The organism is Rhizobium terrae (assembly GCF_003425685.1).
Classification (GTDB): Bacteria; Pseudomonadota; Alphaproteobacteria; order Rhizobiales; family Rhizobiaceae; genus Neorhizobium; species Neorhizobium terrae.
In genome coordinates this window covers 124,284-146,474 of record NZ_QJKM01000009.1, presented here as the reverse complement: position 1 = coordinate 146,474, position 22,191 = coordinate 124,284, and the positions used below count along the sequence as shown (strand labels likewise).

Sequence of the window (22,191 nt, the reverse complement as noted above, 5' to 3'; positions counted from 1 at the left end):
GCCGCACCGACATCTCCCTGCTTGTGGGAGAGAAAGCAATCTCCAACGTCTTAGCTTAGCTAAGTGTCGGAAATTGCAAGTGCGGGGATAAACTCCCCGCCTCCTACCGCTTCTTCTTCCGCCCCTCGAACGGGTTGTCCCCCGACTTGAAGTGCACCCGGATCGGCACGCCGGGCATCTGGAAATCGTTCCGCAAGCCGTTGATCAGGTAGCGGACATAGCTTTCCGGTAGAGCCTCCGGCCGGGTACAGGACACCATGAAGGCCGGCGGGCGGGCTTTTACCTGCGTCATATACTTGAGCTTCAGGCGTCGGCCGGAAACGGCCGGTGGCGGATGCTGGATCTGCACGCCTTCGAGCCACCGGTTGAGCCGCGCCGTGGAGATGCGCTTGTTCCACACCCGGTCGGTGTCGATGATGTTCTGCATCAGCTTGTCGAGGCCGTAGCCCGTCTGGCCTGAGATCGGCACTGCGCGGATGCCGCGCGCCTGGGGCAGGAGCCGCTCCGTCTTTTCGCGAAGATCGGCCAGAACCGCCTGTGCGTCCTCCACGAGATCCCATTTGTTGAAGGCGAGCACCGCAGCGCGGCCTTCGCGCAGAACGAGATCGACGATCTGCAGGTCCTGCTTCTCGAAGGGAATGGTGGCGTCGAAAACAATCACCACGGTCTCAGCGAACCGGATGGCGCGCAGCGCATCGGCGACGGAGAGCTTTTCGAGCTTTTCCTGCACCCTGGCCTTGCGGCGCATGCCCGCCGTGTCGAACATCTTGATCGTGCGGCCGCGCCAGTCCCATTCGACCGAGATCGAATCGCGGGTGATGCCGGCTTCCGGTCCGGTCAGAAGCCGGTCTTCGCCCAGGAAACGGTTGATCAGCGTCGACTTGCCGGCGTTCGGCCGCCCGACGATCGCCACGCGCAGCGGCTTCGTCTCGTCATAGGCCGGCTCGACCTCTCCTTCGGCCTCCTCGTCCGCGCCGTTGATCGCATCCCGGACATCCACGTCCGTTTCGGCCTCGTCCTCGTCGTCTTCCGGAAACGCCCGCTCCTCGCCAATCGCCTCGACGATCGCGTCGCGCAGGTCGATCATGCCCTGGCCGTGTTCGGCCGAGATCGGCACCGGTTCACCAAGCCCGAGCGTGAAGGCATCGTAGAAACCGCCGTCAGAACCGCGCGCCTCGGATTTGTTGGCGACCAGCACGACCGGCTTGCCGCTGCGCCGCAGAAGCTCGCCGAACGTCTTGTCGAGGGGCGTCAGGCCGGATTTCGCGTCCACCACGAAAAGCGTCAGATCGGCGTCGTCGATGGCGGCTTCCGTCTGGGCTCGCATGCGGCCTTCGAGCGTATCCGGTCCCGCCTCTTCGAGGCCCGCCGTGTCGATGATGGTGAACCGCAGATCCACGAGCTTCGCCTCGCCCGGTCGGCGGTCGCGGGTAACTCCCGGCGTGTCGTCGACAAGCGCCAGCTTCTTGCCAACCAGCCGGTTGAAAAGCGTGGACTTGCCGACATTCGGGCGTCCGACGATGGCGACGGTGAAGCTCATTGTTTTTCCTTAGAACCGCAAGAGGCGGGTAGTTAGGGCGCCTTGCCGGAGGCGGCGATGTTGTCGAGCATGATCTGGGCGCGATTGGCGATATTGCGCGGCGTCGAGGCGTCGTTGGCGATCTGCTGGAACCATTCCTTGGCCTTCTTCATGTCGCCGGCCTTGTAGGCGGCAAGTCCCAGCGCCTCGCGGGCGGAGGCCGCAAGCGGATTGCCGGGATTGGCCATGGCCTGTACCTGCGCCGAAACCTGATCGTAGGTGCCGGTATCGATCAACAGCCACGCGGCGCGCATCTTGGCAAGATCGCGCATCGCCTGCGGCGCCTTCGCGTCGCTGCCGACCGCCGAGAAGGTGGCGATCGCCGCCGTCGTATCGCCCCTGGCCTGCTGCACCGAGCCGGCGCGCAGCTTGGCGAGCACCGGATAGGCGCCGGTCCCGTCCTTTTCGAGCGCCTCGAAGGCGGCCAGCGCCTCGTCGGGCTTGTTCTCGTTGGCGAGCTTCAGCGCGGCCAGGAAACGGTCGCCCGACTGGGAGGACGTATGCGTATCCCAGTACTTATAGCCCTCGCGGGCGATCGCGCCGCCGACGATCAGCACGACGACCGCGATGACGAGCGGCCGGAACCGGTTCCAGGCATATTTCATCTGGTCGGAGCGAAGTTCCTCGTTCACCTCGCGGATAAAACTGTCGTCGTTGTTCGCCATCAAAGTCTCCGGCCCCTCGGCCCATCATGCGGAAAAGCGCCTTCTAGCCTATTTTCCCTGATATGTAAGGCCCGATGTAAGGCGCCCGGCACGAATCTCGGAAAGCTTGTTAACGGCCTTCGTGCAGGAATCCGCTTTTCCGGCGGCTCATTCAAAGCTTCGCCTTATTCGCCGATCACAACGGCTCGGTTCTTTTCGCGTGAGTCAGGTCTCATTGATGCGTTCCCTTGCCTTCCCCCTCATCCTTTGTCTGCTTGCCGCATCCGCACCCGCCAGCGCCGGGGAAAATGGTGCGAGGGAAAAGCCGAAGCAGTTGGTGATGATCTCCTTCGACGGGGCAGGCGCGAACGATCTCTGGCAGCGCAGCCGCGACATCGCCAAACGCGTCGATGCCCACTTCACCTATTTCCTCTCCTGCACGCTGGTGATCGCAAGAGCCGATGCCAGGAGCTATCAGGCCCCTGGCCAGAAGCCCGGCAGGTCCAATATCGGCTTTGCCAGGGATGCCGCCGAAGCGCGGGAAAGGCTTGCCCATGTCTGGCAGGCGCATCTCGAAGGACACGATATCGCCAGCCACACCTGCGGCCATTTCGACGGCAAGGACTGGACGGCGGATGATTGGAGCGCGGAATTTGCGGCCTTCCGCCGCGTGCTCGCCGATGCCTGGAAGGCGAATGGCGCCGCATCCGAAGAACCGGCAGGCTGGAGGAATTTCGTCGCGAACGGTATCGGCGGCTTTCGTGCGCCCTATTTTTCGGTGAGCCCCGGCATGGTGGAGGCCGAAAGGAAGGCGGGCATCCGTTATGATGCAAGCCTCGTCACCAAGGGACCGGCGATGCCGGAGGAAAAGAACGGCCTCATCCGCTTCGGCCTGCCGCTCATCCCGGAAGGCCCGTCCAACCGGCCGATCATCGGCATGGACTACAATCTCTTCATCCGCCATTCCGGCGGTCTCGACAATCCGAGCGGTTCGGCCGAGTTCGAGGGCCGCGCCTATTCCGCCTTCCGGGCCGCCTTCGACAGGCAGTACGACGGCGACCGCATTCCCCTCCAGCTCGGCTTCCATTTCGTCGAAATGAACGGCGGCGCCTACTGGCGGGCCATGGAACGCCTGGTCACCGAAGTCTGCGGCATCAAGGACGTCGCCTGCGTGAGCTATTCCGAGGCGATCGGAATGATCGCGGAGCGGGAGAAGCCGCAACCGGCGTCGGGGCTTTGATCCCTGCCTCGCCGGCAGCACACCGCCTGTTGAATATGTGGTCGCCGAACCCAGCGGCGCGCGGGCGGATCGGCCCTTCGATCCGACCCCTTATCCTGCGAGCGAAAACGGGGATGATTTTCATCGATCCGCAAAAAATCATCCCGTGTTTTCAGCTGCTTATCACAGCACACCTTCCCCTTTCGTCCCCGCCCCCCACAGCCATCCGACAATTTCACCCGTCATCGGATGGGAAACCGGGTTCGCGAACCGGCCTCCTCCTCTGGGTTTGAAACTCGGTTTCCGGTGATGGTCGTGGACGTGGCCGAAGAGGGCTCGGAAATCCTCTGAAAACCACGAAAACGGTCGGGGCAGGTGGAAGCCTGACATACCCGATACCCTGAAATACCCCGCCTGCCCCATTCCCGAGGCATCGCAATGCGATGCCTGTCCAAAAGCAAAACCGCGCCGGAATGACGATCCGGCGCGGCCAAACGTGCTGCGTTGAATTCCATAGAAGCTCAATACGGCCGGTCGGCAGCGAGTTCGCCCCCTTCGGCCTCACGCTGCAGATAGTGCTGGTCGATCTCCGGCAGCGGTTGATCGTCGATCGCTGCTTCGAAAGCGACAAGGCGCTTGTGAATGGACAGGAGTTCAATGATCGTCGACCAGTAACTGACGAGATACTGGAAGGAATTGCTGACTTCGCCGAAGGCCGTTAATACCTGCTGCCAAATGCCCAGCGTAATGCGGCCGGCTGCGAAGGTGGGGATTAGGATGACGCTGATGAAGATGGCGTCGAGCTGGCCGTAGGTATAGCGCGCGATATTGAAATAGAGATAGTGCCAATACATGCGGAAATAGTTTTTGCGAACGTTCTCGAACAACTCCTTCACCGTTACGGGATCGGCTCGATCCGCATGGTCTTCCCCATAAACCAGTTCCTTGCGGAACGCGGCCTCGACGCGCTGATTGCGGAATTGCAGTCCTGGCAGTTTGATACCTGCCACTGCCAGCAGCACGGTCCCGAAGAGAGACCAGACGATGGCAAGCCAGAACAGGGAATGGGGAACCGCACCGAGCAGCGGGATTTCCGAAATATGGTCCGAAAGCGAAAAGAGCAGCGGAAGGAACACGACGAGAGTCATGACCGAATTGACGAAGACGACGCCGAGGCCTTCCAGAATATTGGCGAAACGCATCGTGTCTTCCTGCACACGCTGCGAGGCACCTTCGATGTGCCGCACCTTCTCCCACTTGGACAGGTAGTAGTCGTTCATGGCCGTGCGCCAACGGAACACATAGTGATTGGTGAAAAAGGCCGACACGACATTCAGGATAACGCTGAGAACGCCGATTTCGAGGAACCGCAGTTGGTATTCATAGAGCAACGCGGCGGTCACACTCTTGTCGCCCGACAATGCCTTTTGCACCAGATCCCAGAACGGTCCCCGCCAATTGTTGATCGCGACCGATAGCTGCACGCTGAAATAGGCAATGAAGATAATGAAGGCCGAACCCCAGATCGACCAGTTCGACCACGGGTGCTGGCGGTCCATCACCTTCCAGGCCACTCCGAAGAGCAAAACGAAAATCGCGAAATAGATGTAGAACCAGATATTTTCAGATGTCAGAAAAAACGCCAGTCCGATCGGCGGCCTTTCCCCGTCCGGAAGCGGTGGAAGACCGACGGCCGCTCCCAACTGAGGCCCGACCGTGTACCACACGATAATACAGACCAATGACCAGATGATCGCGGACGAAAAGAATAGTTTCGGTCGGGGAAAGAAGGAGTGGAACACGGAGCTTTGGCTTTCCTGAGTTCGAGTGTGCTGAAGTCGCGGCACGACTGTTGAACTCGAAACTAAGGCAGTTCCAAGAGGGCGGCAATGGCCGCACGCCATTGTTACGCAATTGTAAGCACGGGTTTTTTAGCTTGTGCGGCGCACGATCGGCCACGCGAGAAGAACGCAGACGGCAAGTGCGGCTGCGGCAAGCACTGTCGGCAGCGTAAAGCTGCCGCTCGCCTGCCCCACCCACCCGGCCACCAGCGGGCCGATGATCTGCCCGGTGCCGAAGGCGGCCGTCATCACGGCAAGCGCCCGGCGCGGACTGTCGGGCGAAAGCTTTCTGCCGATCTGCAGGCCATAGGCGGTGATCACCATGAAGGTCGCGCCGAGCAGTAGGCCCCCCGCAAGCGCGCCTGCCGTCGGCGGCAGCAGGACGGAGCCGAGCACGCCCACCGCCTCCGTGCCGAGGGCTGCGACATAGGCGACCGCAAGCCCGACACGGTTGACGAACGGCCGCCAGAGGAGAAGGGAAACCGCAGCGGCCGTACCTGTCAGGAACCAGGCGAGGAATTCGACGACCGGCCCCGCCTCGCCCATTCGCGCGATGGTGACGAGAAAGGTCGCGGTGATCACGTAGCCGAAGCCGAACAGGCCGTAGGAGAGCGTCAGCAGCACCAGGGGCCGGCGCCATTCAAGCGGCGGCTCGACCACCGAACCCGTCCCGAGCACCTGCCTCGGCAGCAGCCATGCGACAGCGGCGGATACGGCGAACACGATCGCCGCCCCGGCGATCCAGTTCAGTTGCCAGCCATGCATCCCGCCGAGATCGTTGCCGCCGCCCGTCGTGTTGACGACATAGACCAGCGCCGAAGAAAGCGCGATGCCGGCGCCCACCCCGCCGAAATGCAGCACGTTGACATTGTCGCGGCCGACCGCATAGGGCAGCACGATCGACGAGGTGAAGATCATCGCCAATGCGCTCGCCACGCCGGCGAGGAAGCGGATCGCGGTGAAGGCGAAGACCGAGGTGGTCGCGGCCATCGCGGCCAGCAGGATCGCGGTCGCCAGAAGGCCGCCGAGCGCGACCTTCCTCTCGCGGCCGGCCGCCCAGCCATAGGCCGACAGGATGGCGCCGGCGAGATAACCGGCGAAATTGCCGGCCGCGATCGTGCCGGCGTCGGCCGCAGACAGCGGAATGCCGCCGATCATACCCGGCAGGATCGGCGTGTAGAAGAAGCGCCCGAAACCCATCGCCGCCGCCATGGCCATGGCGCCGGCAAAACCGATCATCAGCGGGCGGCTGGAATAGCCGGTGTTCATCTGTAGCATCGTGCGGTTATCGCAGCCGCGCCGGTCCGCGACAAATGAGGAATTGTCATTGCTGCAATGAACACCGTTAATGACTGCCGTGCCAAAACGGGATGGGGGACTCGGGCGGGAACCTTCTGATTCCCTGTCAGAAATTCCCTATGTTGCAGCGCATGTAAGATCACGCGAAAATCACGCAACCGCCGCGACGATTTGATGCGCCGCAATACGACTTTCGTCTTGTTGCTGACATGAATGAAGCGCATTTTCATTGCGTCGTTGGGATGGCGGAGGTTGCCTCATGGAACAGGACCTGACCCTTTCGGAAGTGCTCGTCGATCCGTTGATCGCGCAGTTGCGCCGCGCCGATTCCGTCGGTTACGCGGCCTTTGCCCAGCTCATGGAAAGCGCCGCCCGCGTCCACTCGCGCCAGCTCCTGGCCCATTTGCACGAAGAACGCGTCGACGCCTTCTACCGCAGCGCGGATGCAGTGGCCGGGAAGAGCCGGCTGAGCTGATTCAACCGCTGAAGCGAAACGACGACGGACAGACCGTCGATGATTGACCGCGCATGGATTTTCGGGACAGTCCCGAGGACGACGAGCGTGCGGCAACCGCAATTGATCCGGGCAAATCTCGCGACTCGCAGAGATCACTTCAGATACCGCGCAAATCGGTCTCCGTCGTTACCTTGAGGCTTGTCCATAGGATCTGCCCGTCCATCGAAATTTCGGCGGTTTGGTCCCGCTCCAAAGCCTTGTCGGAAAAAAACTCAATCCGCCAGCGTCAGGATGACCGGCCCGTTGCGGGTGGCGACGATCGTGTGTTCGTATTGGACGGTCGGCGCCCGCGGGTCGCTGTAGAGTGTCCAGACATCGCCGTTGCCGCCGTCCTCGGCCCATTCTGCGCCGAGCGAGAGAAACGGTTCGACGGTGAACACCAGCCCCTCTTCCATCATCCGGTTTTCGCTCGGATCCGGCCAGGTCGGCACTTCCTTGGGCTCGTCATGCAGGGTGAGCCCGATGCCATGGCTCGAAAGATTGGTGATCAACGTATAACGGTTCTTTTTGGCGAAAGTGCCGATCGCATTGCCGATGCCGGCAATCGGTTTGCCGGCCTTCACCTGCTGCAGCCCCGTCCACAGCGCGCGGCGGCCGTCGCGGCAGAGCTTTTCGATCTCGCGCTTGATCGGCGGCACCGCATAGGATGCGCCCGTATCCCCGAAAAAGCCGTCCTTGACGGCCGAGACGTCGATGTTGACGAGATCGCCCGCCTTGATCACCCGGTCGCCGGGAATGCCGTGCGCCACTTCTTCGTTGACGCTGATGCAGGTCGCGCCGGGAAACCGGTAGCAGGTCTCCGGCGCCGACTGGGCGCCGTTGTCTTCGAGCACCTTGCGCCCGATCGCATCGAGCTCGCGGGTGGTGATCCCCGGCTCGAGCGACTTCGCCATCGTCTCCATCGCCCGGGCGCAGAGGCGGCCGATATCCTTCAGCTTCGCCAGTTCGTGTTCGGTGGAGATGACCATGGCCCGCCCTGCATCCTAATTCGACAAGGCTGCCGGTTTCGCGCCATCGGCCGGGTCCGTCAATTCTTTTCTGGCCACCCCCAGTTCTTTTCTGACGATGGGGGCGACTTTCGTGCCGTAGAGTTCGATGCCGCGCATCACCTGGTCGTGCGGCATCGGGCCGATCGCCATCTGCAGCAGGAACCGGTCCATGCCGAACACCTTGTGGGCGGCGACGATCTTTTCGGCGACCAGTTCCGGCTCGCCGAGGAAAAGATTGCCGAGGGCCGAGCGCGACTGGTCGAAATGCGCCCGATTGGTCGGCCCCCAGCCGCGCTCCCGGCCGATGCGGTTCATCACTTCCGCCTGCGGGCCGTAGAACTGGTCGGCGGCGGCCTCGGTCGTGTCGGCGATGAAGCCGTGGACGTTGATACTGGTTTTTAGCGTCGCCGGATCATGGCCGGCGCGACGGGCGGCTTCGCGATAGAGGTTGAAGAAAGGCGCAAACCGGGGATATTCGCCGCCGATGATGGCGACCGCGAGCGGCAGGCCCATGGCGCCGGCCCGCGCCACCGACTGCGGTGTGCCTCCCACCGCGATCCAGATCGGCAGTTCCCGCTGCAGCGGGCGCGGATAGACGCCACGGCCGTTGATCGGCGCACGCGTCTCACCCTGCCAGGTGACGACTTCTTGGTCGCGGATGGCGAGCAGCAGGTCGAGCTTTTCGGTGAACAGCTGGTCGTAATCGCCGAGATCGTAGCCGAACAGCGGATAGGATTCGATGAACGAGCCGCGGCCCGCCATGATCTCCGCCCGGCCGTCCGAGATCAGGTCGACGGTCGCGAATTCCTGGAAGACGCGCACCGGGTCGTCGGAGGATAGCACCGTCACGGCGCTCGTCAGCCGGATGTTCTTCGTCCGCGCGGCAGCGGCGGCAAGCACCGTGGCGGGAGAGGAAATCACGTAGTCCGGCCGGTGATGCTCACCGAGCCCGAAGACGTCGAGACCGACCTGATCAGCAAGCTCTATCTCTTCCAGAAGGTTCCTGATGCGGCGCGCGCCCTCGGCACCCTTGTCGAGGGCCGCGGCATCGACATCGCCAAAGGTATGAAGTCCGAGTTCCATGTCTCAAAAATCCGTTCGTTGATGCCCGTCAGATAGATATCGGGCACCGCTCACACAAATGCTATTCTTTCGAAGGAATTGTTCGAGAAAATGGATGGATTGCAGACCGTCACGCCGTCGGAGCGATCCTCGCCTTCAGCGCTAGGTTTTCCGCTTCGAGTTCGGCGATCCGTCCCCTCAGCTCCGCCACGCCCTCTTCGATATCGGCCATCGTGAAGCGGGGCGTGATGTGCTGGGGGCAGTTCCAGTCGAAGGCGTCGAGATGGAAGACCAGCGCCCGCTCGACCTTGGCCCGATAGCCTTCGACGGAAACCTGCGCAAGGACCGCCGGATCGACGGAAGTTTCGGCATGCGCGAAGATCTTCAAGCGCTGCCGCCCGGGATAATCCATCAGGATTAGCGACGCCCGGTCGCTCGCCGCCAGATTGCCGACGGAAATATACTGGCGATTGCCGCGAAAGTCGGCGCAGGCGAATGTCCTGTCGTCCAGAACGCGTAGGAAACCCGTGGGACCGCCGCGATGCTGCACATAAGGCCAGCCGCTTTCGGAAACCGTCGCCATGTAAAAGCTGTCGCGCGCGGCGATGAAGGCGGCCTCCGCCGGGGTGAAGCGGTCGAAGGTCCGTTCCTTGCCGGCAACCTCGAAATAGTCGCGACTGCCGTTCGCCTCCTGGGCGGCCTTCACGCTCGGCGTCGAAGCGATGTCGAGAAAGGTGTAGGTCATATCGTCCTCCGGCCTGAACGTTCCAGCAGATGCAGGTTGGAAATGCACAATAGCTTCTTTCGTATTTCGCCATAATCATCTACCTTTGAAAGATATTGTCTCAATTACCGAGAGAATGATGGACCGTTTGGAAGCCATGTCCGCCTTCGTCGCGGCGGCCGAGACCGGCAGTCTCACGGCGGCCAGCCGCCGGCTGAACATGCCCTTGCCGACCGTCAGCCGCAAACTGGCGGAACTGGAAGCGCATCTCGGCACGCGCCTTCTGGCGCGGTCGACCCGGCGCCTCGCCGTGACGGATGCCGGCGGCATCTATTTCCAGTCCTGCAGGCGCATCCTCGACGAGATCGCGGAGGCGGAACGCGCTGCCGCAGGCGAATTGAGCGCACCGAAGGGCGATCTCGTGGTGACCGCTCCGATCGTGTTCGGGCGCCTTCACGTCCTGCCTCTGGTCAGCGAATTCCTGTCTCTCTATCCGCAAATCAACATCCGGCTGCTGCTTTCGGACCGCAACGCCCAGCTTTTGGAGGATCACATCGATCTTGCGGTGCGCATCGGCAAGCTCGCCGACAGTTCCATGGTCGCGATGCGGGTGGGCCACGTCAGATGGATCGTCTGCGGCAGCACGGCTTTTTTCGCGCAGCATGGAATACCCGCCCGCCCGGAAGATCTGGCCGGCAAGCCGGTGGTTACCTTCGACGCCCTGGGCTCGACCTCATGGACATTCACGCAGCCGGGAAAGCGGCGCGAACGCGCTGTGGAAGTCTGCTCCCGGCTCTGGGTCAACACCGCGGAAGCCGCGCTGGATGCCGCCATTGCCGGCGTGGGCCTGACCCGCGTGCTTTCCTACCAGGCCGCAGGGCCTGTGGGAAAGGGCCTGCTGCAGATCGCGCTCCAACCTTTCGAACCCGCCGCGGCACCCGTGCATCTGGTCCATCAGGCACAGGGCGCCATGCCTTTCAAACTGCGCAGCTTCCTGGATTTCGCGGCACCGCGCCTACGCCGACGGCTGGACGATATTGCGCTTGAACCCTAGTCCATTCGCCATGGCGAACCAATGCCGGCGCCGAGCTTGACCACCGGTAGTTGATTACAAAATTTCGGCAGAAAATATAGGTTCCCCGTCTAAGAGAATGGTAATTCCTCAAGAATAATCAGATGATGGAAACAATATTTTAGGCAATTGGAATGAACGGCGACACCGGAAATCTACCCGATCAGGACGGTCCGAACCTGGAATCATCCAATGATATTCTCATTGTGGAAGATTCCGCCTCCCTTTCGACGTTGCTGCGGCAGCGGCTCGAACAGGAGACCGGCGCCAGAACCTTTCATTGTGCGAGCTTCGACGAAGCGCGCCTTCTGTTGACGACGCGGAAATTCACCGTGGCCCTGACAGGCCTCAACCTGCCCGATGCCCCCCAGGGCGAAATCCTAGAACTGCTTTCCGAACACAAGGTCCCGACGATCGTCTTCACGGCGACCCTGGACGACGAAACCAGCACCCGCTACGCAGAACGTAAAATTATAGACTATATCGTCAAGAGCGACAACCGGACGGTCGACACGGTCGTCAGGACCGTCGATCGCATCCTGACCAACGGCGCGTTTTCCGTTCTCGTCGTGGATGATGCACGGTCGGCCCGCTCAGGCCTGGTCGAAATCCTGGAGCGGCAGAACTTCCGCGTCTTCGAAGCGCTTTCCGGCAGGCAGGCTCTCGATCTCCTCGCCGAGAACGCCGCCATCGAACTGGTGATCACCGACTATCACATGCCCGACATGGACGGATACGAGCTGACGAGAAGCATCCGCGCGACGCGGTCTTCGGACGAGCTGCGCATCATCGGCGTTTCGTCTTCGTCCGACCGCCGCCTTTCGGCGAGCTTCCTGAAGGCAGGCGCCTCGGATTTCATCTATCGGCCCTTCGTGCCGGAAGAGCTGCAATGCCGCATCGACAACAATGTCGAGACGCTGACCCAGTTGAAACGGCTGCGTTACCTGGCGGAACGCGACCACCTGACCGGCCTCGCAAATCGCCGCTTCTTCTTCGAAAAGAACCCGCTCCTGCGGCCCGTATCGTCGCACGATGCGATAGCGATCCTCGACATCGACCATTTCAAGTCGGTCAACGACAACTACGGCCACGAGGCCGGCGACCGTGTGCTGAAGACCCTGGGCGGCATATTGAACGAGATGAGCGCCGCCAACCGTTATCTTGCCGCTCGTCTGGGCGGCGAAGAGTTCGCGATCTACATGAAGGACACCAACGCGTTCCAGGCTCATTCGTTCTGCGAACAGATCCGCGCCCGCGTCCAGGCCACCGATATCCCGCTGCAGAACACGACCATATCGGTGACGATCTCCGCAGGCGTGGTGGAGATGGAGGAACGCGAGACTTTCGGCAATCAGCTGAACGCCGCCGACCAGCTTCTCTACATGGCGAAAAAGAACGGCCGCAACCGCGTCTATTCTAGCCTGACGCTTCCGGAAGCGCTGCTGCCCGAGCCGAACTGACTTCAGAAAGCCGGATTCGCCTTGGTTTTTAATGGCTTCCGGCAGCATCCTGAAATAGCCCGTAAAGCGTCGAGGGCGGAAGCCACCCGAGCCTGGCCCGGATGGCTCCTGCGCCGGAACGACGTCAGAACGTCTTGGCGACCTCTTCGAGCTGGGTCGCGACGATGCCCCAGCCCTCCTCGAAGCCCATCTCCTTGTGGGCCGCCATGTCTTCCTCGGTCCAGTGATGGGCGGTCGCCGTGTATTTGGTGCGGCCGTTGCCGAGATCCTCGAATTCGACGACCGCCGTCATGAACGGCTTTGCCGACGGCACCCAGGCGCTGGTATAGGCGTCGGTGAAGACGAGCTTCTTGTTCGGCACCACCTCCAGATAGATCCCGTAATTGGGAATCTTCTCGCCATTCGGCCCTTCCATCAGGATATAGCTCGAGCCGCCGGGACGCAGATCCACCTTCGCTTCGGTCACCTTCCACGGCTTCGGGCAGAACCATTCGCCCATCCGCTCCGGTGTCGTCCAGGCCTTGAAGAGCTTGTCGGCCGGAGCATTCAGCTCGCGAACCAGCTGCAGCGAATAAGTGGCGGTATGTGCGGTCATTTTCCTGTCTCCCAGGGACGTTTGAAGGGTTTTGAAAACATCAGATCCGATGTTGAACCTAGGACGCAAGAGGAAATCCGGAACCGACAGGGCAGATAAAAAATTCCGGACGAAGTGCAACAATCCGGTGGAGGCAGGCTGCTTCCCGAGTTCAGGCGGTCATCTGGCGCAGGTCGCGGATAAGTCCGCCGGGACCGTTCTCGGCCGTCGCATTCAGGCCCAGCTTGGTCAGCCAGCACCACATGCTCGTCCGATGGAAAAGAGTGTAGAGCCAAAGCGCCCTTTCGGGATCCGGGTGATCGACCGCGCCGTAACCATCGAGGATGGGCCGATAGCTGCGCGGGTCTTCGTGCGCAGAGCAAAAGAGGGCTTTTGCAAGGTCGAAGAGGTTGTCGGCCGCGCGGGCATTTCCGAAATCCAGGCATCCGCTCAATCCAAGCCTTCCTGCGTCATCGCGGATCGCAAGGACATTGCCCTGATGGAAATCGTCATGGCAGAGAACCGGACCGTCGCTTTCATCAAGGAGAACGAAGCTTCCCGAGGCTAGCTGCTGCAGGCGGTTCCCAAGATCGGCATCGCCGCCAAGGTCCCGAAAACGGCGGAACACGTCCTCAAACGCCGCCGTCATATATTCTGCATTCGTGGATAACGGCTTATCGATCCCGTGGGCACGCACATAACCATAGGCGGGCATAGGGATCGCATGAATGCGCCTCAAAAGCGCGCCCATCTGACGATAGGCCTGTTCGATATCAGGCTCGGCCATCCAGTGGCGCAGAGAACGGCCGGGCAGCAGCGTCAGCAAGGCGTAGCGTAGCGGCAGGAGGGTACGCGACTCGTCGAGATGCAGCCATCGCGGAACGAGCGGCGCCAGATTCTCAAGCCAACCGGCAACGAGCGCCTCCTTCGACAGGCTCCATTCCGGCTCGTCGGGATATATCTTGAGCACCAGCGCCCCGCCGTCGGGCTTTTTAAGATCAATTTTGTAAACCTCCGTGCTGCCACCTTCAAGACGAGCAAAGCCGCTGGCGTCCAGAGCGGCATCGAGGCGCCGGACAAGTCTTTGAACGATATCGGTGTCCAGTTCCAAGGTCGTTCTTCGTTGCGGCACCATCTCTGGACCTATTGTGCGGACCTGCGGGAGTTCTCAATTGATCTACGAAACGAAAAAAGGATACGCTCCCACGAGCGACATGAAAACTGCAGACCGAGGGAGATCAGAATGCCCCATGTGATAGTGAAGATGATCGAGGGGCGTTCCGAGGAACAGAAGGCGGCTCTTACCGTCGAACTCACAAAAGCGGTTATGTCTTCGCTCGGCTGTACCGAGAGTTCGGTATCCGTTGCGATCGAGGATGTCCCCAGGGAAGGCTGGACCGACAAGGTCTATGTGCCCGAGATCCAACAGCGACCGGAGCTGATTTACAAGAAGCCCGGCTACGATCCTTTCAAATGATCTTTCATCCGGGTGCCTGCGCGATCACCGCATCCCACACTTTGTCGGCGCCATGGGACTGACATCATCTGATGCGCCGCAGCGTCGGCTTTCCATAAAACCCGCCCCGCCGATTTCATGGCAATTGCTGTCAAGTACCGCAAAAGGTTCCCCGGACGCCGACAACCCGGTACTTTAGCCTCATTGCGGAGGCCCGGAGAATGAAGGAAGTTATGCAGCGGTTCGCCTTCAAAGCGGAGGTCCTTCACTGGCGAGGCCCCTCGCCCTTCTTCTTCGCGCCGCTGCCAAAGGATCGCGCCGACGAAATCCGGCGGCTGTCCAAGCTCCTGAGCTATGGGTGGGGCGTCATTCCCGTGGACGCAACGATCGGCGGTGTCGCGTTTTACACGTCGCTCTTTCCGAAGGACGACACCTATCTCCTGCCGTTGAAGGATGCCGTGCGGAAGAAGACCGGCGTGACGGCGGGCGACACGATTTCTGTCGAGATGACCTTCCGGCAACCGAAGCGATGAGCGGCGGCCTATTCCGTCGACGCCGCGACGCTGCCCAGCTTGTCGATCTGCATCCGGATATGGGCGCATTCGGCCGGTGAATTGGCGAGCGCGATCGCCCGGTCGAAGGCGACGCGCGCCCGGCCGTGGCGGCCGGCCTGCATCATCAGCCCGCCCTTGACGCCGTGGAAATAGAAATAGCCGTCGAGCTTTTCGGCGAGCGGCTCGATCAGTTCCAGCCCCGCCTCCGGCCCATTGAGCTTCGCCACCGCAACCGCCTTGTTGAGCGTCACCACCGGCGACGGCTGGAGGCGTTCGAGCAGGCCATAGAGCATGACGATCTCCCGCCAATCCGTGTCCTCGGGCTTTGCCGCCCGGGCATGCAGCGCCGAGATCGCCGCCTGCACCTGGTAGGGGCCGGGCTTCCGGTGACGGATCGCCTTGTCGAGCAGCGCTAAGGCCTCGTTGATCAGCCTGCGATCCCAAAGCGCCCGGTCCTGGTCTTCCAGAAGCACGATCTGGCCGTTCCCGTCGATACGTGCCCTGACCCGCGAATGCTGCAGCAGCATCAGCGCCAGAAGCCCCATGATCTCCGGCTCGGCCGGGAAGATGCGCAGCAGCAGCCGGGCAAGCCGGATCGCCTCGTCGCAGAAGGCGGCGCTGTCCGGATTGGTGATGCCGGCGGAATAACCCTCGTTGAAGACCAGATAGATCATCGCCGAGACGAGGCCGAGCCGCTCGCTCCGTTCGGCAGCACCCGGCGTTTCGAACGGCACGCCGGCTTTGGCGACACGCGCCTTGGCACGGGTGATCCGCTGTTCCATGGCGCTTTCTCCGACGAGGAAAGCCTTGGCGATCTGCGCGACACTCAAGCCCGAAACGATCCTGAGCGCCAGCGCGATCTGCTGGGTGTTCGGCAGGTCTGGATGGCAGCAGATGAACATCAGCCTGAGAATGTCGTCGCGATAGTTGGAATTGTCGAGCCGGTCGGCGATGTCGTCCTCGGCATCGGAAAGATCCGAAAAGGCCTCTTCTTCCGGCAATGGATCGTTCTTCGCCCGCTTGCGGACCGCGTCGATGCCGCTGTTGCGGCCGACGAAGATCAGCCAGGCGGTCGGATCGCGCGGCGGCCCCTTGTCCGGCCAGGTGCGGATGGCCCGCAGGCACGCCTCCTGGAAGGCCTCTTCCGCGGTATCGAGATCGCGGAAGTATCTGAGCAGCGCGCCGAGCGCCTGCGGCCGGGCCGCCGTCAACGCCAGTTCGATCCAGGCAATGTCTGTCATGTCCCCGTCTCTCTGTTATGGGTCTCGCCATTCTTGATCTCGCCGGGATGGAAGACGTAGAAGGGTCGGATTTCATAGGAACTGGAGCCCGGATTGACGGCTGAAAGTTCCTTGGAAAAGGCGACCGCCTCTTCGAGCGCTTCGACGTCGACGGTGTAGAAGCCGAGCAGGACTTCCTTGGTTTCGGCAAACGGACCGTCGAGCACCAGCGGTTCGTCCTTGCCCTTGCGGACCGTGGTCGCGGCCGTCGTCGGCATCAGCCGCCCCACCGGGCCGAGCTTGCCGGCCTTCGCATAGGGCGTCTGCACCTCGATGAGCTTTGCCATGACGGCTTCCTCCTCCTCCTTGGACCAGGCGAAGACGGTTTCCTCATGGGCGTAGCAAAGGATGGCGTAGAGCATGCGTGTCTCCTTCTTGACTGGAAGACGAAGGAGTAGCCTTTCAGCCGACAGCGCGCATCAAAAAATCTTCATCCTTCGCGGCTGGCGTCGGGAGCGGTGATATCTATATTCACGGGAACATTCCCCGCCCTTAGAGCTCCCTCAAGGAAACCGCAAATGTCCGATCTCTCCGCCTTCCCCATCACCTCCAAATGGCCGGCCAAGGACCCGAGCGTCCTGCAACTCTATTCGACGCCGACGCCGAACGGCGTGAAGGTTTCGATCATGCTCGAGGAGATCGGCCTCCCTTATGAGCCGCATTTCATCAATATCGGCGAGAACGAGACCTGGGGGCCGGAATATCTGTCGCTCAACCCGAACGGCAAGATCCCGGCGATCATCGATCCGGACGGCCCGGGCGGCAAGCCGCTCGGTCTCTTCGAATCCGGAGCGATCCTCCTCTACCTCGCCGAAAAGACCGGCAAGCTTCTGCCGGCCGATCCAGCGAAGCGCTACGAGACGATCCAGTGGGTGTTTTTCCAGATGGCCGGCCTTGGGCCGATGTTCGGCCAGCTCGGCTTCTTCCACAAGTTCGCCGGCAAGGATTACGAGGACAAGCGCCCGCGCGACCGCTACGCCAAGGAATCGCATCGCATCATCCGTGTGCTGGAAACCCGGTTCGAAGGCCGCGAGTGGATCATGGGCGACGAATACACGATCGCCGACATTTCCATGCTCGGCTGGGTGCGCAATCTCATCGGCTTCTATGGCGCCGGCGAGCTTGTCGAATACGACCAGTTGAAGAACGTGCCGAAATGGCTGGAACGCGGCCTCGCCCGCCCGGCTGTGAGCCGCGGGCTGGATATCCCCAAGCGCCCGGCCTGATCCACCGAACTTCGGTCGATCAAGGCCTGACAAACGTCTACCGACAGGCTATCTCCTTGTTCGCAAACAAGGAGATAGCCATGCCGAAACCCACGCTGCCGCTCGAAGGCGCCTGCCGCTGCGGCGAAGTCCGCCTGAAGATCAGCGCCCAGCCGCTGTTTACCGCCGCCTGCCATTGCCGTGGCTGCCAGAAGATGAGCGCCAGCGCCTTTTCTTGCACTGCGGCGATCCCGGCCGCCGGTTTCGAGGTAATCCAGGGCGAACCGGTGATCGGCGGCATCCATGGCGACGACATCCGCCACTACCACTGCCCGCGCTGCAAGAGCTGGATGTTCACGCGGCCCGTCGGCTTCGACTTCGTCAACGTCCGGCCGACCATGCTCGACGACCATTCCTGGTTCGCACCCTTCATCGAAACCTATACATCCGGCAAGTTCGCCTGGGCCGAAACCGGCGCAGTCCACAGCTTCCCCGAATTTCCGCCGATGGAGAGTTTCGGCGTGCTGCTCAAGGAATTCGCCGAGCGCGGGTGAATTTTTTCCCGCACCGTTTGTCGGCATCCGCCCTCCTCATCCGTCCTCGGTTCGGTTCGAACCGAACCGATAACCGAAGAAGGAGGGAATTTTCATGGATGCTATTCAGAAGAACGACAACAAGACCCCGTCTCCCGTTCTCGGCGGGATCGTGCCTTATCTTCAGGTGGAAGGCGCGATGAAGGCTGCCGAATTCTATCAAAAGGCCTTCGGCGCAAGCCTCGAAGATTTCCATCCTGTCGACGAAAAGGGGCGCACCATGCATGTGCATCTCTACATCAACGGCGGATCCGTGATGCTCAACGACCCCTATCCGGACTATGGGCACCCGTTCGAAACGCCGGCCGGCTTTACCGTGCTCCTGCCTGTCACCGATATCGACATGTGGTGGAAACGCGCCGTCGATGCCGGCATGACGGTCGTCATGGACCTTCAGGTGATGTTCTGGGGCGACCGCTACGGCCAGCTGCGCGATCCGTTCGGCGTCCTCTGGTCGATGAACGAACCGGTGAAGGCCTGAGCAGGGCCCGCGGGATAACCGCATCGTGAGCACTCGTGTGCGGCTTGCCGGCCGGCATTAACCGACCGTCAACCATCACCTGTACCAATGGTCTGAAGCACCACGCACCCCGGGAAGGCAGAACGCGGCGCTTCCGGCCGGCATGAACGTCGGCTCGTCTTAATGCGGCGGATCGATGAAAACCCTGTCCATTGCCCTCTCCGCTCTTCTGGCGCTCGCCTTCCTGCCCTCGGCCGTCAATGCCGCGGAGCAGAAACCCGCTTTCAACGAAGGCTGGAAGAAAGGCCGTCAAACCGGCTTTCCCATTCCCCGTTTCGTTTCGTTACGATCCGAGAGGGCGAACATGCGCGTCGGCCCCTCGACCGACTACGCGACCAAGTGGGTCTATTCGGTGCGCGGGCTGCCCATGGAAATCACCGAGGAATACGGCAATTGGCGGCGGGTGCGCGATCAGGACGGCGTGACCGGCTGGATGCTGGCGCCGCTGCTTTCGAGCCGCCGGACCGCGGTTATCGGCCCGTGGATCGACGCGCCGGTGGCGCTGCGGTCGAGCCCTTCCGCAAAGGCCCGCATCCTTGCCAGGCTCGCCCCGAAAGTGCGGTTGAATATCGTCCAATGCGACGGAACGTGGTGCGAAACCACCGTGCAGAACCGACGCATGAACGGCTTCATCGACCAAGGCTCGCTCTGGGGCGTCTATCCGGGTGAGACGATCGATTAGATATCTCAGCGCACCACGAAGCATTCGATGGATTTCGCCTGGAGCGTCGAGCAGGCGCGGGTCGCCGCGTCGCGGTCCGCAAAACCGACGAGTCGGGCGCGGAAGAATTCCTTGCCGCCTTCGGAATAGCCCTCGACGCTCGGCGCGACGCGGCCGAAGCCGTCCGAAAGCAGCGGCAGCGCCTTTTCGAGCATGACGGAGGCAGCGTCACGGCTGCCCGCGGCGGCGATCTGGACCCGCCAGAGCGACCCCGCCGGCTGAGAGGCCGCCTGCTGCTGAACGTCCTGCCGTGCGACAGCCTGCGGCGGCACGGGCTGCTGGGGTACGGAATAGAGATTGGCGATCGAGGCTCTCGCCGGCTGGCCGGCCGTCGTAGTGCCAAGCGTGATCTCCCTGCGCGGCGTCGCAAAGGCAAGCGGCACCGTGCCTTCGGCCGGACGCTTCTGCTCCCCGAAAGCGACGAGAGTACCATCGGCCGGGGCACGGCTGCCCGGTACATACTGGTCGAGAAGCTCCGCCATCCGGTCGTCGCGCTGACGGGCCGTCTTGCCGCCGAGAACGACGCCGATCACCCGGCGGCCGTCAATGGTGACGGCGCTGGCGATATTGAACCCGGAGGCCTTGATATAACCGGTCTTGACGCCGTCCATGCCGGGATAGCGATACATGAGATTGTTATGGCCGCGCAGGCGCTTGCCGCGGAACTCCATGTTCTTCATCGAAAAGAGCTGGTATTCCCGGGGAAAGTCCCGGATCAGCGCCAGAGCCAGCACGGCCATGTCGCGCGCCGTCGTCACCTGGCTATCGTCCGGCAGGCCGGACGCATTGCGGAACACGGTGCGGTTCATGCCGAGCGCCCGCGCCCTCTTCGTCATCATCTGCCCGAAACGCTCTTCCGAACCGCCGAGATAGTCGCCCATCGCCGCCGCCGCATCGTTGGCCGAGCGCACCACCATGCCATGCACAGCCTCGCGCACGGTGATCGTCTGGCCTGCGGGCACGCCAAGCTTGGAAGGGATCTTCGATGCAGCGTTCGCCGTGATGAGAATGTCCTGGTCCCAGGTGATGCGCCTGTCGCGCAGCGCCTCGAAGGTCATGTAGAGCGTCATCATCTTGGTAAGGGACGCGGGATGGTTGAGCGTATCGGCATTGTCCGACGTCAGCACCTTGCCGCTCTTCACATCGTAGATGAAATGCGCATAACCGGCTTCCGCCGCGGTTCTGCTGAGCCCCAGGGCGACGCCCAACACCAGCAGGAAAGTCATCACTCGCGAGAATCGAAACATCAAACCGCCCTCATAACGTCGAAGGACCATAAAGGCATGATCCTGGTGCGAAAATGACGCAGCCGGAATTTAATTCGAATTTTCAACAACTGGTTAACTTTCCGATAAAGAATCAGCTTGTCAACGGGCGAATCAGCTCGCCGTCAGCGTCCGCCTGACCGCATCCTTCCAGCCGCGAATCCGGGCGGTGCGGGTCTTTTCGTCCATTGTCGGTTCGAAGCGGCGCTGGCGCGCCCAGCTTTTCGCGAATGCCTGCCGATCCGGCCAGACGCCGGCCTTCGAACCGGCAAGCCAGGCCGCGCCGAGCGCCGTGGTTTCGAGGATGGTCGGCCGGTCCACCGGCGCGTCGAGCAGGTCGGACAGCCGCTGCATCGTCCAGTCGGACGCGACCATGCCGCCGTCGACGCGCAGCACCATGTCGCCGTCGAAGGACCGCCAGTCCTTCTGCATCGCCTCGAGCAGGTCGCGGGTCTGGTAACAGACGGCCTCCAATGCGGCGCGGGAGAGTTCCGCAGGACCTGTCGCCCGCGTCAGCCCGAAGATCGCTCCGCGTGCCTCGGCATCCCAATAGGGCGCGCCGAGCCCGGTGAAGGCGGGCACGAGATAGACCTCCTGCTGCGGATCGGCTTCCTCCGCAAGATCGCCGGATTGCGACGCCTTTTCGATGATGCCGAGCCCGTCGCGCAGCCATTGCACCGCCGCACCGGCGATGAAGATAGATCCTTCCAGCGCATAGGTCGTTTCGCCGTTCAGGCGATAGGCGATGGTGGTGAGCAGCCGGTTCTTCGAACGCACCAGGTCGACGCCCGTGTTCAGCACCGCAAAGCACCCAGTGCCGTAGGTGGATTTCATCATGCCCGGTTCGAAACAGGCCTGGCCGATCGTCGCCGCCTGCTGGTCGCCGGCAACCCCGAGGATGGGGATCGCGGCGCCGAACAGGCTTTCGTCGGTGATGCCGAACTCGTCGGCGCAGTCCTTCACCTCCGGCAGCATGGCGGCGGGAATGCGCAGGATTTCGAGAAGGTCCTCGTCCCATTGATTGTCCGAGATATTGTAGATCAGCGTGCGCGACGCGTTGGTCGCATCGGTGACGAAGCTCCGGCCAGCCGTCAGCCGCCAGATCAGGAACGCGTCGATCGTACCGAAGCAAAGCTCGCCCTTCGCCGCTCTCGCCCGGGCCCCCTTCACGTTGGCGAGCATCCAGGAAAGCTTGGTGCCGGAGAAATAGGGGTCGAGCAGCAGGCCGGTCTTCCGGGTGAACTGCTTTTCGAGGCCCTGGCGCTTCAGCTTCTCGCAATAGCTCGCGGTGCGCCGGTCCTGCCAGACGATGGCGTTGTGGATCGGCCTGCCGGTATCGCGCTCCCAGACGACCACCGTTTCGCGCTGGTTGGTGATGCCGATCGCGGCGATCTCGGAAGCCTTGAGCTTGGCTTCCTTCAGCGCCTGCTCGATCGTCCACAGGACGGTTTCCCAGATCTCCTCCGGATCATGCTCCACCCAGCCGGATTTCGGAAAGATCTGCGTGAATTCCTTCTGGCCGATACCGGCGATCTTCATCTCGCCGTCGAAAATGATCGCCCGGGTCGAGGTCGTCCCCTGATCGATCGCCAGAACATAACCCGCCATGCCGTCCCT

The 22,191-nt window shown here is 62.0% G+C and carries 23 protein-coding genes; 10 read left to right on the top strand and 13 right to left on the bottom strand.

Features of this window, described 5'->3' with window-relative positions; genetic code table 11:
* Positions 1–103 precede the first annotated feature (103 nt).
* Positions 104–1,540 (bottom strand): ribosome biogenesis GTPase Der, encoded by a 1,437-nt coding sequence (gene der, locus DMO26_RS18190; protein ID WP_117193567.1) that lies wholly within the window; start codon positions 1,538–1,540, stop codon positions 104–106.
* A 32-nt stretch (positions 1,541–1,572) separates the two neighbouring features.
* A complete protein-coding gene (locus tag DMO26_RS18185; RefSeq protein ID WP_117193566.1) occupies positions 1,573–2,244 on the bottom strand; it encodes a tetratricopeptide repeat protein in 672 nt (223 codons plus the stop codon).
* A 217-nt stretch (positions 2,245–2,461) separates the two neighbouring features.
* Between DMO26_RS18185 and DMO26_RS18180 the strand changes: the two genes are divergently transcribed.
* Complete coding sequence (locus tag DMO26_RS18180; RefSeq protein WP_205421238.1) at positions 2,462–3,463, top strand: polysaccharide deacetylase family protein; 1,002 nt, start codon at positions 2,462–2,464, stop codon at positions 3,461–3,463.
* A gap of 500 nt (positions 3,464–3,963) precedes the next feature.
* On the opposite strand, the gene sbmA is transcribed toward DMO26_RS18180, so the two are convergent.
* Complete coding sequence (gene sbmA, locus DMO26_RS18175) at positions 3,964–5,244, bottom strand: peptide antibiotic transporter SbmA (RefSeq protein WP_117193565.1); 1,281 nt, start codon at positions 5,242–5,244, stop codon at positions 3,964–3,966.
* 129 nt (positions 5,245–5,373) lie between these two features.
* Positions 5,374–6,552: a YbfB/YjiJ family MFS transporter gene (locus tag DMO26_RS18170; RefSeq protein ID WP_226951341.1), complete on the bottom strand. Its 1,179-nt coding sequence runs from the start codon at positions 6,550–6,552 to the stop codon at positions 5,374–5,376.
* 289 nt (positions 6,553–6,841) lie between these two features.
* On the opposite strand from DMO26_RS18170, the gene DMO26_RS18165 reads away from it, so the two are divergent.
* Positions 6,842–7,057: a hypothetical protein gene (locus DMO26_RS18165; protein ID WP_117193563.1), complete on the top strand. Its 216-nt coding sequence runs from the start codon at positions 6,842–6,844 to the stop codon at positions 7,055–7,057.
* 254 nt (positions 7,058–7,311) lie between these two features.
* On the opposite strand, the gene map is transcribed toward DMO26_RS18165, so the two are convergent.
* From map to DMO26_RS18150, 3 genes are all read right to left on the bottom strand, one after another.
* Positions 7,312–8,067 carry a type I methionyl aminopeptidase gene (map, locus tag DMO26_RS18160; protein WP_117193562.1) on the bottom strand — a complete coding sequence of 252 codons (756 nt, stop codon included), beginning with the start codon at positions 8,065–8,067 and terminating at the stop codon, positions 7,312–7,314.
* Positions 8,068–8,082: 15 nt separating this feature from the next.
* Complete coding sequence (locus DMO26_RS18155; RefSeq protein WP_117193561.1) at positions 8,083–9,171, bottom strand: LLM class flavin-dependent oxidoreductase; 1,089 nt, start codon at positions 9,169–9,171, stop codon at positions 8,083–8,085.
* A gap of 109 nt (positions 9,172–9,280) precedes the next feature.
* The gene (locus DMO26_RS18150; RefSeq protein ID WP_117193560.1) at positions 9,281–9,895 is read right to left on the bottom strand and encodes a pyridoxamine 5'-phosphate oxidase family protein; all 615 of its coding nucleotides are present in this window, start codon (positions 9,893–9,895) and stop codon (positions 9,281–9,283) included.
* Between the two features lie 118 nt (positions 9,896–10,013).
* Here DMO26_RS18150 and DMO26_RS18145 point away from each other — a divergent pair, with 118 nt between their 5' ends.
* Positions 10,014–10,928: a LysR family transcriptional regulator gene (locus DMO26_RS18145; protein ID WP_117193559.1), complete on the top strand. Its 915-nt coding sequence runs from the start codon at positions 10,014–10,016 to the stop codon at positions 10,926–10,928.
* A 152-nt stretch (positions 10,929–11,080) separates the two neighbouring features.
* Entirely contained in the window at positions 11,081–12,406 is a 1,326-nt protein-coding gene (locus DMO26_RS18140) for a GGDEF domain-containing response regulator (RefSeq protein WP_117193558.1), read from the top strand.
* Positions 12,407–12,530: 124 nt separating this feature from the next.
* Here the strand turns inward: DMO26_RS18140 and DMO26_RS18135 are convergent, their stop codons facing one another.
* Together DMO26_RS18135 and DMO26_RS18130 are read right to left on the bottom strand one after the other, a co-directional pair.
* Positions 12,531–13,001 carry an SRPBCC family protein gene (locus tag DMO26_RS18135; protein WP_117193557.1) on the bottom strand — a complete coding sequence of 157 codons (471 nt, stop codon included), beginning with the start codon at positions 12,999–13,001 and terminating at the stop codon, positions 12,531–12,533.
* A 151-nt stretch (positions 13,002–13,152) separates the two neighbouring features.
* A complete protein-coding gene (locus DMO26_RS18130; RefSeq protein WP_226951340.1) occupies positions 13,153–14,091 on the bottom strand; it encodes a phosphotransferase family protein in 939 nt (312 codons plus the stop codon).
* Between the two features lie 132 nt (positions 14,092–14,223).
* On the opposite strand from DMO26_RS18130, the gene DMO26_RS18125 reads away from it, so the two are divergent.
* Together DMO26_RS18125 and DMO26_RS18120 are read left to right on the top strand one after the other, a co-directional pair.
* Positions 14,224–14,457 carry a tautomerase family protein gene (locus tag DMO26_RS18125; RefSeq protein ID WP_117193555.1) on the top strand — a complete coding sequence of 78 codons (234 nt, stop codon included), beginning with the start codon at positions 14,224–14,226 and terminating at the stop codon, positions 14,455–14,457.
* A 200-nt stretch (positions 14,458–14,657) separates the two neighbouring features.
* Positions 14,658–14,969, top strand: a complete 312-nt coding sequence (locus tag DMO26_RS18120) for a DUF1905 domain-containing protein (RefSeq protein WP_205421237.1) — start codon at positions 14,658–14,660, stop codon at positions 14,967–14,969.
* 8 nt (positions 14,970–14,977) lie between these two features.
* On the opposite strand, the gene DMO26_RS18115 is transcribed toward DMO26_RS18120, so the two are convergent.
* On the bottom strand, positions 14,978–16,231 hold the full coding sequence (locus DMO26_RS18115; RefSeq protein ID WP_117193554.1) for an RNA polymerase sigma factor: 1,254 nt from the start codon (positions 16,229–16,231) through the stop codon (positions 14,978–14,980).
* Entirely contained in the window at positions 16,228–16,632 is a 405-nt protein-coding gene (locus DMO26_RS18110) for a YciI family protein (protein ID WP_117193553.1), read from the bottom strand. The genes DMO26_RS18115 and DMO26_RS18110 overlap by 4 nt, the downstream gene beginning before the upstream one ends.
* Positions 16,633–16,788: 156 nt before the next feature.
* Here DMO26_RS18110 and DMO26_RS18105 point away from each other — a divergent pair, with 156 nt between their 5' ends.
* The 4 genes from DMO26_RS18105 (at position 16,789) to DMO26_RS18090 (ending at position 19,270) form a co-directional block, all read left to right on the top strand.
* On the top strand, positions 16,789–17,496 hold the full coding sequence (locus DMO26_RS18105) for a glutathione S-transferase N-terminal domain-containing protein (RefSeq protein ID WP_117193552.1): 708 nt from the start codon (positions 16,789–16,791) through the stop codon (positions 17,494–17,496).
* A gap of 80 nt (positions 17,497–17,576) precedes the next feature.
* Positions 17,577–18,029: a GFA family protein gene (locus tag DMO26_RS18100; protein ID WP_117193551.1), complete on the top strand. Its 453-nt coding sequence runs from the start codon at positions 17,577–17,579 to the stop codon at positions 18,027–18,029.
* A gap of 94 nt (positions 18,030–18,123) precedes the next feature.
* The gene (locus DMO26_RS18095) at positions 18,124–18,549 is read left to right on the top strand and encodes a VOC family protein (RefSeq protein ID WP_117193550.1); all 426 of its coding nucleotides are present in this window, start codon (positions 18,124–18,126) and stop codon (positions 18,547–18,549) included.
* Positions 18,550–18,724: 175 nt separating this feature from the next.
* Positions 18,725–19,270, top strand: coding sequence for an SH3 domain-containing protein (locus tag DMO26_RS18090; RefSeq protein ID WP_117193549.1), 546 nt, complete (start codon positions 18,725–18,727; stop codon positions 19,268–19,270).
* Positions 19,271–19,275: 5 nt separating this feature from the next.
* Here DMO26_RS18090 and DMO26_RS18085 read toward each other — a convergent pair whose 3' ends face one another.
* Together DMO26_RS18085 and glpK are read right to left on the bottom strand one after the other, a co-directional pair.
* The gene (locus tag DMO26_RS18085) at positions 19,276–20,556 is read right to left on the bottom strand and encodes a D-alanyl-D-alanine carboxypeptidase (protein WP_117193752.1); all 1,281 of its coding nucleotides are present in this window, start codon (positions 20,554–20,556) and stop codon (positions 19,276–19,278) included.
* 132 nt (positions 20,557–20,688) lie between these two features.
* A complete protein-coding gene (gene glpK / locus DMO26_RS18080) occupies positions 20,689–22,182 on the bottom strand; it encodes a glycerol kinase GlpK (RefSeq protein WP_117193548.1) in 1,494 nt (497 codons plus the stop codon).
* Positions 22,183–22,191: the final 9 nt, after the last annotated feature.